Source organism: Arthrobacter sp. AIWTK1 (assembly GCF_056680535.1).
Genome location: NZ_CM155287.1, coordinates 1,611,852 through 1,624,643, shown reverse-complemented (window position 1 = coordinate 1,624,643; position 12,792 = coordinate 1,611,852). Strand labels below are relative to the sequence as shown.

Here is a 12,792-nt window from a genome sequence, read left to right as displayed (position 1 = left end):
GCTGCCCGCCCGCGGCCGGGCAGCCGTCGTGACCGGATGCCCGGGCGGCGCGCCCTGACAGCTGTCGGCGTCAGCCGGCGGCAACCTCTGACGGAGCCTTTGCCAACCTCGACAGGGCGGCAACCGCAATCGCAGGATCGGTGGTGGGCCAGAACGGCGGCAGGGCAGCCCGGAGGAACCCCCCGTAGCGCTCTGTGGAGAGCCGGGAGTCAAGGACGGCCACAACGCCCTTGTCGCCCGTAGAGCGGATCAGCCGGCCGGCCCCCTGGGCGAGCCGGATCGCCGCGTGGGTGGCCGACACCGACATAAAGCCGTTGCCGCCCGCCTGGGCCACCGCCCGGGAACGCGCCGTCATTAGGGGATCGTCCGGCCGGGGGAACGGAATCCGGTCGATGACCACCAGCCGGCACGAACCGCCGGGAACGTCGACTCCCTGCCAGAGCGACATGGTGCCGAAAAGGCAGGTGTCCGGTTCGTCCGCAAACTGCCGCACCAGTGCTGTCATGGTGGATTCGCCCTGGCACAGGATGCTGACGTCCAGTCGCGGGCGCATGGCCTCTGCCGCCTCCTCCGCGGCCCGCCGCGACGAAAAGAGACACAGTGCCCCGCCGCCGGACGCCCGGATCAGTTTCTCCAGCTCGTCCAGCGCTTCGGGTGACGTTCCGCGGCCGGGCTTCGGCAGGTGGCTGGCTACGTAGAGAATCCCCTGCTTGGGGTAGTCGAAAGGCGAGCCGACGTCCACACCGGTCCAGCTGGGTGCGCCCGGACCCACCAGCCCGAGCCCTCCTGCGGCCGGCTCGAAGGCGGATCCGATTGCGAGGGTGGCGGAGGTGAGGACGACTGTATGGCCGGCAAAGAGCCCATCGCGCAGCTTCCCCGCCACGCTCAGCGGGGCGATGTTAATCAGCGCGGGGGCGGCGTCGTCCGGCTGGGAGTAGCCCTGTTGCGGATCAAACGTGCTGTTCCGCGAGAACCAGACAACCTCGCGGTTCTCCCGGGCGGCGATCAGGCGTTCACAGAGCTCGAGGATGACCATGAGGCGGGAGCGCGCAAGCTGGCGGCCGCCGTCGGCCGTGTTGGCGCTGTCCCCCTTCGAGTCGGAAAGGGCGGCCCGGCAGGCTTCCCGCAGCTGGTCCACGCAGTCAAGCTGTTCGTCGTTGAGGCCATTGGGCAGGAGGCCACTGGGGACGCCGGCAATGGCCAGCTCAAGGTTCGCGGCTGCGTTATTGAGCGCGTCCACCGTGATTCCGGTATTCTTCCGGGCACCCGAAGCGGCGGCGTGGACCATCGCCACGGACAGCTGCCCGGAGACTGCTCCCGTTACCCGATCCTGCAGCTCGTGCGCTTCGTCCACCACCACGACGTCGTACTCGGGAAGCACCGCCAGGCCCTCGAAGGCGCTGACGGCCAGCATGGCATGGTTGGTGACCACGACATCTGCCTCGGCGGCGTCCTGACGGGCCAGTTCGCTGAAGCATTCGGCGGCCATGGGACATTTCTGCGCCCCCAGGCATTCCATGGACGTGACGGACACCTGCCGCCAGGCACGGTCCGTCACACCCGGCATCAGTTCGTCCCGGTCCCCCGTTGCGGTCTTCTCCGCCCACTCGCGGAGCCGGACCACTTCCTTGCCCAGCTGCGACGCCGGGCCGCCCAGGGAGGCGGCGAAGTGCGGGACGCTGGTGTCCTCGCCCAGCGAGAAGAGCTGCCCTTCGGACGGCTCCTCGGAGGGGAACCCGCCGTCGAGCTTGTGCCGGCAGACATAGTTTGCCCGGCCCTTGACGAGGGCCACCTTGACAGGCCGCTCCAACGCGGGAGTGATGGTTTCCAGCAGCCGCGGCAGGTCCCTGCCCACGATCTGGGTCTGCAGGGCCAGGGTGGCCGTGGACACCAGGGTGGGCTTGTCGCTGACCTGTGAATGGGCGATCAGCGGAATCAGGTACGCGAGTGACTTTCCGGTGCCGGTGCCGGCCTGCACCAGCAGGTGGTCGCCGCTGACGATAGCGCGCGACACCTGCCGGGCCATCTCGTGCTGGCCGCTGCGGCTCTGTCCGCCCATGCCGGACACCGCCCGGTCGAGCAGTTCGATGACGAACTGCTCGCCGGCGGAACCGCTGGTTTCTCCGGCCCCGGGATCAGACATTGCTGATGAAGGATTCCAGTTCAGCGGCGAGCCCCTCGCGCACCATGACGAGGGCGCGTGTGCCCTCCTCTTCATGGTCCAGGCGAAGAATTTCAGCGTCCGTTTCGTGGAGTTTGCTGAGCAGGTCCCCGCGGTTGTAGGGAATCAGCAGTTCCATCTTGACGCTTGGCCTCGGGATGGATTCACTGATCGCCTTCAGGAGCTCGGCGATGCCCTGCCCGGTGCGGGCGGAGACCACCACATGGCGGGGTTCGCGCTGCTTGAGGCGTTCCACCACGAAGGGATCCGCGGCGTCGGCCTTGTTCAGCACAATGATTTCCGGCACCTTGCGGGCATCCACTTCGCTGAACACGGCCCGGACCGCTGCAATCTGGCCCTCCGGATCGGGATGCGAAACGTCCACCACGTGCAGGATGAGGTCCGAATCGGCCACTTCCTCGAGGGTGGAACGGAATGCTTCCACCAGCTGCGTGGGAAGCGACCGGACGAAGCCCACGGTGTCAGCCAGGGTGTAGCCCAGCCCGTCCGCCGTCTCGGCCTTGCGGACCGTGGGATCCAACGTGGCGAACAGTGCGTTCTCCACCAGGACTCCGGCGTCGGTCAGCCGGTTCAGCAATGAGGACTTACCCGCGTTCGTGTAGCCCGCGATGGCCACTGAAGGCACGGAATTACGACGGCGGTTGGCCCGCTTGGTTTCCCGGGCCGGCTTCATCGCGGCGATTTCGCGCCGCAGCTTGGCCATCCTGGTACGGATCCGGCGCCGGTCCAGTTCGATCTTGGTTTCACCGGGCCCGCGGGAGCCCATGCCGGCACCTGCGCCGCCAACCTGGCCGCCGGCCTGGCGGGACATGGATTCGCCCCAGCCGCGCAGGCGCGGGAGCAGGTATTCAAGCTGCGCCAGCTCTACTTGGGCCTTGCCTTCGCGGCTCTTGGCGTGCTGGGCAAAGATGTCCAGGATCAGGGCCGTGCGGTCAATGACCTTGACCTTCACGATGTCCTCAAGTCCGCGACGCTGTGATGGTGCCAGCTCGGCATCCACCACCACGGTGTCGGCGCCGGTGGACATCACGATGTCCTTGAGCTCCTGGGCCTTGCCGGAGCCGAGGAAGGTACCGGGGTCGGGCTTGGCGCGGCGCTGGACGATGCCGTCGAGGACTTCCGAGCCGGCGGTTTCGGCCAGCGCGGCAAGTTCGCGCAGCGAATTTTCCGCATCGGCGAGGGTGCCCTCGGTCCAGAGGCCGGCCAGGACCACCCGCTCGAGGCGCAGCTGCCGGTACTCAACCTCGGTGACGTCTTCGAGTTCCGTGGAAAGGCCGGCCGTACGGCGCAGGGCCCGGCGTTCCTCGAGGTCCTGCTGGTCCCCGTCGAAGATGCTGTGTTCGCTGTCCTGGCGGGAAATCGCCTGGGCCGAGCCCAGAACTCCGCGCGGATTCTCAGGGGCGGATCCGGCGGCTCGGGCAGGGACATCCTTGGACAGAATCCGGTCGATGACAGCCTGGATTTCCTCAGGACTCATGTCCTGGGAGGCTGAATCTGATCCGGTATTGGGCTGGTTGGTCATGTTCTCCTTTGAAGATTCGACACTTTCAGAATAATGCTGATTGTTTGTCTGCGGGGCGGTATTCGCGCTGGGCTGACGACTATGGGTCATTCGGGCTCCTGGAGTGCCGGCGGCTGATGTGCAGCGGGCGGCGTTACGGGCGGTAAGTGAGGTGCCTGGGGCAGGCGGGCTTGCGGAGGGTGCGCCGGTCCGGAAGGGATGCGCAGGGTCAGATCATCAGCATTGCTGGACTCCAAGTAGTACGGGCGGGACGTCGTGCCGGAGAATCACGGCAGGACGGCGCACTGAGCGGAAGGTGTATACCTGCGTCGCTGCGGGACGGGCGGTGGCCCGTGCCGGCTACTCAAAGATCAAGAACATGGATTAAACACTAGCAGACCGGTCACCGTGCCCCGTTCGCGTCCTCGTTTCCCATCGGCGCGCGCGGCAACTAATCTGGCGAGTTATGGAGTCTGCACATTATTTCAGCGCCCAACCTGCCGGGCCGTTCACCCGCAAACCGCTCACGGTGGAACTTGCCGGTGAAACCCGCAGGCTGCAGACGTCCAGCGGCATCTTCAGCCCGGACGGTATCGACAAGGGAACTGCCGTACTTTTGGCCGACGTGCCGGCGCCTTCGCCCCAGGGCAACCTGCTGGACATCGGTTGCGGCTGGGGTCCGATTGCCCTGACCATGGCCCTGCGGGCACCCCATTCGCAGGTCTACGCCGTGGACGTGAACGAGCGCTGCGTCGCATTGACGAACGAAAATGCCGGCCTGCTGGGCCTGAACAACGTGACGGCCAGCCTGCCGGATGACGTTGATCCCGGCCTCCGCTTCGACACGATCTGGTCGAATCCGCCCATCCGGATCGGCAAGGACGAGCTTCACTCCCTGCTGCTGTTGTGGCTCCCCCGGCTGGCTCCCGGCGGATCCGCCTGGCTGGTGGTCCAGAAGAACCTGGGGTCGGATTCGCTGCAACGCTGGTTGGGCGCCGAATTGGACAGCAGCTTCACCGTCACCCGGGAAAGCACGTCAAAGTCCTTCAGGATTCTCCGGGTCAGGAAAGCGTCCCGCTAGCGACGATCACTGCCGGGCCGCTGAGTTCCACGTGTTCGTGGCCTTCCGGCCCGGCAAAGAACTTAACGCCGACGACGCCGCCGGGCACCTTGACGTTCCAGGCGTCCGGAGCGCCCTGCCCGGCCCAGTGGCGGATGGCAACGGCGGCGGCGCAGGCGCCGGTGCCGCAGGACTGTGTCTCCCCCACACCGCGCTCGTGGACGCGCATGGTGATGGTCCCGACGCCGTCGTGGACCAGCGGCTCGGACGGGACGACAAACTCGACGTTGGTGCCGTTGGCCGGCTTCGGGTCCACGTGCGGTGCTTTGAACAGCTGGGTTGCCTCGAGCTCGCTGAGTTCCGCCAGGGCCACCACGGTGTGCGGGTTCCCCATGCTGACGGACAGGGCCGGTCGCGGCACTTCCAGGCCGTCGGCTGTGACGAGCGAGTCCATGGCCCGCGCCGTGGCCTCCCCCGGGAAAATGAATTCCCACGGCCCCATGTCCACGGCGTAGCCGTCGTCGGTCCGCACCACCGTCTTGGCGCCCGCGCGTGTTCCGATTGTCAGTGCGTCGCCGGCGTCGAGGCGGACAAGGCCTTGGGCGACGAGGAAGTGCACGAACACCCGCACGCCGTTTCCGCACATTTCCGACAGGGATCCGTCGCCGTTGCGGTAGTCCATGAACCACTCGGCATCCGGGTGGACCGCCTGCAGCTCACGCCCTTCGGGGAGGAAACGCGAGGGCACGGCACGGATCAGCCCGTCGCCGCCGATGCCGCGGTGGCGGTCGCAGAGTTCCGCGACCTGCTCGGGGGCAATGGGCCAGGTGGCCTCGGGGTCGGCGACGAGCACGAAATCGTTGCCGGTGCCGTGGCCCTTGGAGAAGGCCAGGCCGCTCAGCCCCTGGAGTGTACGGTCAGGGGCGGGTGCAAGGGTTTCGTCCATGGTCCAAGGTTACCGTCACGGCGGGACGGGCCGGAAAAGAGTGCGGTGCGAATCACACAGGGGACCGGGTGTCGCAGGACACCGGCATCCCGGCGGACCTGGTGTTCAGCGGCAGACGCCCAGTGCCTTGGCCACCAGGTCCGGGTCCTGCCAGTCGAACCAGTGGATGCGGGGGTCCGCCCGGAACCAGGTCAGTTGCCTGCGGGCGAATTTCCGCGTGGCCATGATGGTGTCCTCCGCGGCCTGGCCGGTATCCCATTCGCCGTCGAGCACCTTCAGGAACTGGGAATAGCCCAGTGCGCGGGACGCGGTTTTGCCGTTCCTCAGCCCGGCGGCGTCCAGCCGTTCTACCTCGGCCTGGAGTCCGTTGGCGACCATGCCGTGAACGCGCTGCGCCAGCCTGTCTTTCAGTAGCTCGCGGTCAACCTGGAGCCCGATCTGGACCGCGGGCTGGTAGTACTCCCGGACGGGCATGAACGAGCTGAAGGGGCGCCCGGTCAGCTCGAAGACCTCCAGTGCGCGGACAACCCTGCGGGCGTCGCCCAGGCGGGCGGCAGAGACGGGATCTACTGCTTCGAGCCTGGTGCGCAGCGGCGCCAGGCCGGCGGTGTCGAGCTCAGCTTCAAGCCGGCGCCGGACGTCCGGATCCGTGCCGGGAAACTCGAGGACGTCCAGGGCGGCCCGGACGTACAGGCCGGACCCGCCGGCCAGGATGGCCCGTTTGCCCCGGGCGTGGATCTCCGTGATGGCGGCACGCGCGTCCCGCTGGAAATCGGAAACGCTGGCTTCTTCGGTGACGTCCAGCGTGTCCAGCAGGTGGTGCGGGACTCCCCGCTGCTCCTTCGCCGTGATCTTGGCTGTGCCGATGTCCATTCCGCGGTAGAACTGCATGGCGTCCGCATTGATGACTTCGCCGTCGAGTTCCAGCGCCAGCGCCACGGCGAGGTCCGACTTGCCGGATCCGGTGGGGCCAACCACCGCGATGACGGCGGGGACGTCCCGGGCGGGCGTCTGGGATCTGGCGGGCGTTTGCGGGTTGGCGTGCTCTCGCGGGTTGGCCATTGCCTAGCTGCGGCGGACGGGGAGGGCCGGCATGCCGAGGGACACGCCGCTTTTGCCGCCGTTCGCGCCGGTACCGCTGCCGGCTGCCGGAGCTCCGCAGGAGTCCGCCTGGGACCTGTCCCAGGCGTCACCGGCACGCGAGCGACGCAGGGAATAGTCGTCCGCCGAGGCGGGATCGGCAACCAGGTGGAATGCGGCGGCCTCGGTGATGGTCACCGTGACGAGGTCGCCGGGGCGGGGCTTCTCCGCACCTTCCGGAACTGAGAAATGCACCAGGCGCTGATCCTGCGACCTGCCCGACAGGCGGTGTGTTTCCTCCGCCTTGCGGCCTGATTGTGCCGTGACCATGACCTCCACCCGGCGGCCCAGCTGGCGGGCGTTCTCCTCTGCGGCGATCCTGTCCTGCAGGGCCGTCAGGCGCTCGAAGCGCTCCTGGACCACGGCCTTGGGGAGCTGGTCCGGCAGGTCGGCTGCGGGCGTGCCGGGGCGCTTGGAGTACTGGAAAGTGAACGCCGTGGCAAAGCGCGATTTTTCGACGACATCCAGAGTGGCCTGGAAGTCCTCTTCAGTTTCGCCGGGGAAGCCCACGATGATGTCCGTGGAGATGGCCGCATGCGGAATCCGATCCCGGACCTTGTCCAGGATGCCGAGGAACTTGGTGGAGCGGTAGGAGCGCTTCATGTCCTTGAGGACCTTGTCCGAGCCCGATTGCAGCGGCATGTGGAGCTGCGGCATGACATTGGGCGTTTCCGCCATGGCGTCGATGACATCGTCAGTGAACGCGGCGGGGTGCGGACTGGTGAACCGGACGCGCTCCAGTCCTTCGATCTCGCCGCAGGCGCGGAGCAGTTTGGAGAAGGCCTGCCGGTCGCCGAATTCCACACCGTAGGAGTTCACGTTCTGGCCCAGGAGCGTGACTTCGATGGCGCCGTCATCCACCAGAGCCTGGATCTCGGCGAGGATGTCGCCCGGGCGACGGTCCTTTTCCTTGCCGCGCAGGGCGGGAACGATGCAGAACGTGCACGTGTTGTTGCAACCCACTGAAATCGAGACCCAGCCCGAGTACACCGAGTCCCGTTTGGTGGGAAGGGTGGACGGGAAGACGTCCAGCGATTCCAGGATCTCCAGCTGGGCTTCGTTGTTGTGCCGGGCGCGGTCCAGGAGCGCGGGCAGGGCTCCGACGTTGTGGGTGCCGAACACGGCGTCTACCCACGGAGCCTTCTTCAGGATTGTTTCGCGGTCCTTCTGGGCCAGGCAGCCGCCCACAGCGATCTGCATGCCGGGGTTGGCCGCCTTGACCGGCGCGAGCATCCCCAGGTTGCCGTAGAGCTTGTTGTCAGCGTTTTCCCGGACAGCGCAGGTGTTGAACACCACCACATCGGCGTGATCCCCGGACGCCGGGACGTAGCCGGCATCTTCCAGCATGCCGGCCATACGTTCGGAGTCGTGCACGTTCATCTGGCAGCCGAAAGTACGCACCTGGTAGGTTCGCTGCCGGGCAGCTGCGGGTGCCGTGTCGGTGCTGGCTGAAGTGCTGGTGCCGGACGCTGGGGAGGGAATGGTCAAACTCACCTGTTAAGGGTACCGGTTCACAGGAATTCCGTTGCCGCCGGTTCGCCGGCGGCGTCGAGGACCTCCCCCACAATCCGGAAGGCCTGTGAGGGCTGGTACCCCTTACGCGCCAGCATGGAAGCCAGCCGACGGGTGACTTTGTCCCGCTCAGCCCGGTCCGTGAGGTCCGCTGAGGCCTTCAGCTTGCGTTCGACGAGTTGGCGCGCAGCCGACTCCTCCGCTTCGTCGCTAAGCTGCTCCAGGGCACGGGCAGCAATGTCCGGCTCGATGCCCTTGTCCGCCAGCTCGCGGCGCAGTGCTCCCTTGGCAAGCTTGCGGGTCTGGGACCTGCTCCGGACCCACATGTCAGCAAACTCCGCGTCATCGACCAGCCGGACCTCCTCGAACCGGTCCAGCACGGCCTCGGCCACGTCCTCCGGAACATTGCGTTCGGCGAGCTTGCGGGAAAGCTGCAGCCTGCTTTTGGGCGAATTGGTGAGTTGCCGCAGCACGATGGCCCGCGCCACCGAGGCCGGATCCGGCTCCGCGTCCTGTTCCGCCTGCGGCTCCGCACCCTGCTCCACGGAGAACCCGGCCCCGGACCGGCGTCTCCTAGAAGCCGTCAACGGCCTTGAGCTTCGGAGACTCTTCAGTTTCAGCGGCGGCGGGCTTCACGCCGACACCCAGCTTCTCCTTGATGAGGCGCTCCAGTTCTGCGGCAAGTTCCGGGTTGTCCCGGAGGAAGCGTCGGGAGTTCTCCATGCCCTGGCCCAGCTGGTCGCCGTCGTAGGTGAACCAAGAACCCGATTTCTTGATCAGTCCGTGCTCCACCCCCATGTCGATAATGCCGCCCTCACGGGAGATGCCCTGACCGTAGATGATGTCGAATTCGGCGATCTTGAAGGGCGGAGCCATCTTGTTTTTGACGATTTTCGCCTTGGTGCGGTTGCCCACCGAGTCGGCGCCTTCCTTCAGCGTCTGGATGCGGCGGACGTCGATACGGATGGAGGCGTAGAACTTCAGTGCCTTACCACCGGTGGTGGTCTCGGGTGATCCGAAGAAAACGCCGATCTTCTCGCGCAGCTGGTTGATGAAGATGGCGGTGGTCTTGGTCTGGCTCAACCGTCCGGTGATTTTACGCAGGGCCTGGCTCATCAGGCGGGCTTGGAGGCCGACGTGGCTGTCGCCCATGTCGCCTTCGATTTCCGCGCGGGGCACGAGGGCGGCCACGGAGTCGATGACGATGACATCGAGGGAACCCGAGCCGATCAGCATGTCCATGATTTCGAGGGCCTGTTCGCCCGTATCCGGCTGCGAAACCAGCAGGGCGTCGGTATCGACACCCAGCTTGGCAGCGTATTCCGGATCCAGCGCGTGCTCGGCGTCGATGAAGGCGGCGATGCCACCCTGGCGCTGGGCATTTGCGACGGCATGCAGGGCAACGGTGGTCTTACCCGACGATTCCGGGCCGTAGATTTCCACGACGCGGCCGCGCGGCAGGCCGCCAATTCCCAGCGCAACGTCCAGGGCAATGGAGCCGGTGGGGATGACTTCGATGGGAGCACGTACTTCATCGCCCAGCCGCATGACGGAGCCTTTGCCGAACTGCTTGTCGATCTGGGCCAGCGCTGCATCGAGCGCCTTCTGACGATCCGGGGCTGCCGCCATGGTTCACACCTCTAGTTTTCTCGCTGTGGAGTGGCCTGAGCGGCCCTTTGTCTGTCATCACCGACGCTAACGGTACCCACCGACATTCTTGCCGGATGACATTGCGTATGTGGAAAAACGGTCTGAAAAAAGCATAGCCCGACCCGAACAGATATTCGAACAACCCGTCGGCGTGTCAGGCTGCGGACACTTAGTTTCGGGACGGCTTAATGTCCCTGCCGAGACGTCGATCAGCCGGGACATCCTGCACGTCGCACATCGCGAGCCATACCTGCCGCGGGGGAACACCCGCCGCCAGCGCCTGGTCCGCGGTCCGCCCGCCAACACCTGCCAGCACCAGCGAACTGCTGAGGACACGGGAGTACCCCGCACCGAACTCGTCGTCCATGAGCCGCCAAAAGTCGCTGATTCGCACGGATAAAGTCTCTCACGCCTGAGGCCAATAGAATGGTTGCCATGAGCAACCCAGCTGTGGAACCCGATGCCCCCGGTGCCACGGAAAACAGCGTCGACGCCGCCCTGCGGAACGTTGAGAACCAGATGAGCCTCTTCTGGCGCCGTGGACGTTCCATCTCCCAGCAGCTGTCCCGGCAGGTCCACCCGGACATGGAACCGGCGGCCTATGGCCTTCTCACCGTCATCCGCGGGGAGGGCCCCATCAGGCTTACAGAACTTGCCTCCTGCATCGGAGTCGGCAAACCCTCGGTCAGCCGGCAGATCGCATTCCTTGAGAGCATCGGCCTCGTGTCGAAGGAAGCGGACCCGCTGGACGGCCGGGCCCAGACCATCCGGCTGACGCCCAAGGGCGAGGAGAAGATGCACCAGGTACAGGATGCCCGGCGCGAGGTCTTCCGTGAGCGGCTCGGGGAATGGCCGGTAGAGGAATTGCAGACACTCGCCGCCTACATGGCCAAGCTCAACGCGACCTATGAACGGGACGGATTCCCCAAGGACGAGGCGAAATAAAGGCCTGAGGGCCGGTGTGCGCGCCCCGCGCCATACCGGCCACAAGCTCCGATACGCACGCCGAGGGGCCTCCGGCTTAGCCGAAGGCCCCTCGCGTCAACTGGAAAAACGAAACCCTGACTTATGCGGGTCAGCGGGCGCCCGAGAGCAGCCCCTTGGCCAGTTCGTCAGACAGCTCAGTGTTAAGTTCGCGGTCAAGGTAACGCTGCGAGAATTCCTGCGGAACGGTGTCCGGAACAGCAACGCCCTCGGCGACGGCAACGCGGTCGCTGACTTCGCGGAGCATGCTGGACAACGGTACGTCCAGGGCCGAGCAGATCGAAGACAGCAGCTCCGAAGAGGCTTCCTTCTGGCCGCGCTCCACTTCACTCAGGTAACCCAGGGAAACCCGGGCACTGTGTGACACTTCGCGGAGGGTCCGGCCCTGACGCTGGCGAACGTCGCGCAGCACATCACCGATTTCGTGACGAAGAACTACCATCTTGCGCTCCTTCTGTTCGCTCTTGGCCTGATCGGCGAGGCCCACATCCTTCCAGCGGACAACGCCGTTTACGGATACGGGCTGCTTTACCATCTGTATCGCCTTGCTCCCTCGTACGTCAGGTCCGCCCTCATCAGGCGAACCATAATTATTTATTCATCCTAGGCGCCTCACTGATTCGGAAGCGACACAATGTAACAACTATTAGGAATCAAATTTTGTTCCCGGCAACTTTACGCCGGGTAAGCCTCGGAAGATAGGGCCTCCAGCAGCCGCTCCAAAGCAGCAGCACACGCCTGGCCGCGGATGTCCGCGCGGTTTCCCTCGAAAACGTAACCGAACGACGTCGTGCCCTCCGCGGTGGCGACACCCACAAAAACCGTCCCCACGGATTTGCCGCCGTGCGGTTCCGGGCCCGCGACGCCCGTCGTGGACACGCCGATGTCTGCCCCGCAGACGCGTCGCGCCCCCTCGGCCATCGCCTTAGCGACGTCACCGTCCACGGATCCGACGGCGTCGAGCAGTTCGGCGGGAACGCCCAGGACGTCCGCCTTGACGGAATTCTGGTACGAAACCACGCCGCCCTGGAGCATGCCCGAGGCGCCGGGGGTGTCAGCGAGGACCGCCGCCACCATGCCCGCGGTCAGGGACTCGGCGGTGGCCACAGTCAGTCCCCGCGAGATGGCGCCGGTGACGGCCTGTTCAGCGATACGGTGCAAATTGCTCATGGCAGCTCTCCTTGGACGCGCTTGCTGGCTGCGCGCCGTCCGTTCGCCCGCAGCTTCAGCGCTTCGACGACATATTGGCCGCCGGTCCAGACGGTAATTGCCACGGCCGCCAGCATCACCAAAAAGGCCACCACGCCCAGCCACGGCGCCAGTGAGGCGAGCGGGACCACATACAGCAGGATCGCGACGGTCTGCACCACGGTCTTTAGCTTGCCGCCGCGTGACGCCGGGATGACGCCGTAGCGGATCACGAAGAACCGCAGTGCCGTGATCCCCCATTCGCGGGCCAGGATCAGGATGGTGATCCACCACGGCAGTTCGCCGAGCAGCGAGAGCATCACGAGGGCGGAACCGGTGAGGAGCTTGTCCGCGATCGGATCGGCGATCTTGCCGAAGTCGGTGATCAGTCCCCGGCTCCGGGCGATGTCGCCGTCGAGCTTGTCCGTGTAGATGGCAACCGCAAACGTCAAGGCAGCGGCCCAGCGCCAGAGGCCGTTCTGGCTGTGGAGCCCCGGCGCGTCCGCGATGAGGAACCAGACGAAGAACGGCACCAGGACAATCCGCAGCATCGTCAGGATGTTCGGAAGGTTCCAGATCCCGGAGGCGGAGCCTGAGCTGTTGGCTTCAGTGCTAGTCACTCTCCTAGG

General features: G+C 65.9%; 13 protein-coding genes. 2 read left to right on the top strand and 11 right to left on the bottom strand.

Annotated elements, in window-relative coordinates; translation table 11 throughout:
• Positions 1–70: 70 nt before the first annotated feature.
• Positions 71–2,143 carry an ATP-dependent DNA helicase gene (locus AC1MDG_RS07435; RefSeq protein ID WP_479808402.1) on the bottom strand — a complete coding sequence of 691 codons (2,073 nt, stop codon included), beginning with the start codon at positions 2,141–2,143 and terminating at the stop codon, positions 71–73.
• Positions 2,136–3,704: a GTPase HflX gene (hflX, locus tag AC1MDG_RS07430; RefSeq protein ID WP_479808401.1), complete on the bottom strand. Its 1,569-nt coding sequence runs from the start codon at positions 3,702–3,704 to the stop codon at positions 2,136–2,138. The genes AC1MDG_RS07435 and hflX overlap by 8 nt, the downstream gene beginning before the upstream one ends.
• Positions 3,705–4,149: 445 nt before the next feature.
• Here hflX and AC1MDG_RS07425 point away from each other — a divergent pair, with 445 nt between their 5' ends.
• Entirely contained in the window at positions 4,150–4,764 is a 615-nt protein-coding gene (locus AC1MDG_RS07425) for a class I SAM-dependent methyltransferase (RefSeq protein WP_479808400.1), read from the top strand.
• On the opposite strand, the gene dapF is transcribed toward AC1MDG_RS07425, so the two are convergent.
• The 6 genes from dapF to AC1MDG_RS07395 form a co-directional block, all read right to left on the bottom strand.
• Positions 4,745–5,689, bottom strand: coding sequence for a diaminopimelate epimerase (gene dapF, locus AC1MDG_RS07420; protein ID WP_043480165.1), 945 nt, complete (start codon positions 5,687–5,689; stop codon positions 4,745–4,747). The two genes, AC1MDG_RS07425 and dapF, sit on opposite strands and share 20 nt — an antisense overlap.
• Positions 5,690–5,794: 105 nt before the next feature.
• Positions 5,795–6,751: a tRNA (adenosine(37)-N6)-dimethylallyltransferase MiaA gene (gene miaA / locus AC1MDG_RS07415; protein WP_479808399.1), complete on the bottom strand. Its 957-nt coding sequence runs from the start codon at positions 6,749–6,751 to the stop codon at positions 5,795–5,797.
• A gap of 3 nt (positions 6,752–6,754) precedes the next feature.
• Positions 6,755–8,323, bottom strand: a complete 1,569-nt coding sequence (gene miaB, locus AC1MDG_RS07410) for a tRNA (N6-isopentenyl adenosine(37)-C2)-methylthiotransferase MiaB (RefSeq protein WP_479808398.1) — start codon at positions 8,321–8,323, stop codon at positions 6,755–6,757.
• A gap of 17 nt (positions 8,324–8,340) precedes the next feature.
• The gene (locus tag AC1MDG_RS07405; protein WP_479808397.1) at positions 8,341–8,886 is read right to left on the bottom strand and encodes a regulatory protein RecX; all 546 of its coding nucleotides are present in this window, start codon (positions 8,884–8,886) and stop codon (positions 8,341–8,343) included.
• 28 nt (positions 8,887–8,914) lie between these two features.
• Positions 8,915–9,970, bottom strand: coding sequence for a recombinase RecA (recA, locus tag AC1MDG_RS07400; protein ID WP_043480159.1), 1,056 nt, complete (start codon positions 9,968–9,970; stop codon positions 8,915–8,917).
• Positions 9,971–10,160: 190 nt separating this feature from the next.
• Positions 10,161–10,385, bottom strand: coding sequence for a DUF3046 domain-containing protein (locus AC1MDG_RS07395; RefSeq protein ID WP_043480156.1), 225 nt, complete (start codon positions 10,383–10,385; stop codon positions 10,161–10,163).
• 41 nt (positions 10,386–10,426) lie between these two features.
• On the opposite strand from AC1MDG_RS07395, the gene AC1MDG_RS07390 reads away from it, so the two are divergent.
• Positions 10,427–10,936, top strand: coding sequence for a MarR family winged helix-turn-helix transcriptional regulator (locus AC1MDG_RS07390; protein WP_479808396.1), 510 nt, complete (start codon positions 10,427–10,429; stop codon positions 10,934–10,936).
• A 130-nt stretch (positions 10,937–11,066) separates the two neighbouring features.
• Here AC1MDG_RS07390 and AC1MDG_RS07385 read toward each other — a convergent pair whose 3' ends face one another.
• The 3 genes from AC1MDG_RS07385 to pgsA form a co-directional block, all read right to left on the bottom strand.
• The gene (locus tag AC1MDG_RS07385) at positions 11,067–11,510 is read right to left on the bottom strand and encodes a helix-turn-helix domain-containing protein (protein WP_043429615.1); all 444 of its coding nucleotides are present in this window, start codon (positions 11,508–11,510) and stop codon (positions 11,067–11,069) included.
• A 140-nt stretch (positions 11,511–11,650) separates the two neighbouring features.
• A complete protein-coding gene (locus AC1MDG_RS07380; RefSeq protein ID WP_043480154.1) occupies positions 11,651–12,145 on the bottom strand; it encodes a CinA family protein in 495 nt (164 codons plus the stop codon).
• Positions 12,142–12,783: a CDP-diacylglycerol--glycerol-3-phosphate 3-phosphatidyltransferase gene (pgsA, locus tag AC1MDG_RS07375; protein WP_043480152.1), complete on the bottom strand. Its 642-nt coding sequence runs from the start codon at positions 12,781–12,783 to the stop codon at positions 12,142–12,144. Before pgsA ends, AC1MDG_RS07380 begins: the two co-directional genes overlap by 4 nt.
• Positions 12,784–12,792 lie beyond the last annotated feature (9 nt).

Coding starts and splice junctions, on each gene's coding strand:
- AC1MDG_RS07385 (WP_043429615.1), bottom strand. CDS start 11,510: ATGGTAAAGCAGCCCGTATCCGTAAACGGCGTTGTCCGCTGGAAGGAT.
- recA (WP_043480159.1), bottom strand. CDS start 9,970: ATGGCGGCAGCCCCGGATCGTCAGAAGGCGCTCGATGCAGCGCTGGCC.
- AC1MDG_RS07425 (WP_479808400.1), top strand. CDS start 4,150: ATGGAGTCTGCACATTATTTCAGCGCCCAACCTGCCGGGCCGTTCACC.
- AC1MDG_RS07390 (WP_479808396.1), top strand. CDS start 10,427: ATGAGCAACCCAGCTGTGGAACCCGATGCCCCCGGTGCCACGGAAAAC.
- AC1MDG_RS07380 (WP_043480154.1), bottom strand. CDS start 12,145: ATGAGCAATTTGCACCGTATCGCTGAACAGGCCGTCACCGGCGCCATC.
- dapF (WP_043480165.1), bottom strand. CDS start 5,689: ATGGACGAAACCCTTGCACCCGCCCCTGACCGTACACTCCAGGGGCTG.
- miaA (WP_479808399.1), bottom strand. CDS start 6,751: ATGGCCAACCCGCGAGAGCACGCCAACCCGCAAACGCCCGCCAGATCC.
- hflX (WP_479808401.1), bottom strand. CDS start 3,704: ATGACCAACCAGCCCAATACCGGATCAGATTCAGCCTCCCAGGACATG.
- AC1MDG_RS07435 (WP_479808402.1), bottom strand. CDS start 2,143: ATGTCTGATCCCGGGGCCGGAGAAACCAGCGGTTCCGCCGGCGAGCAG.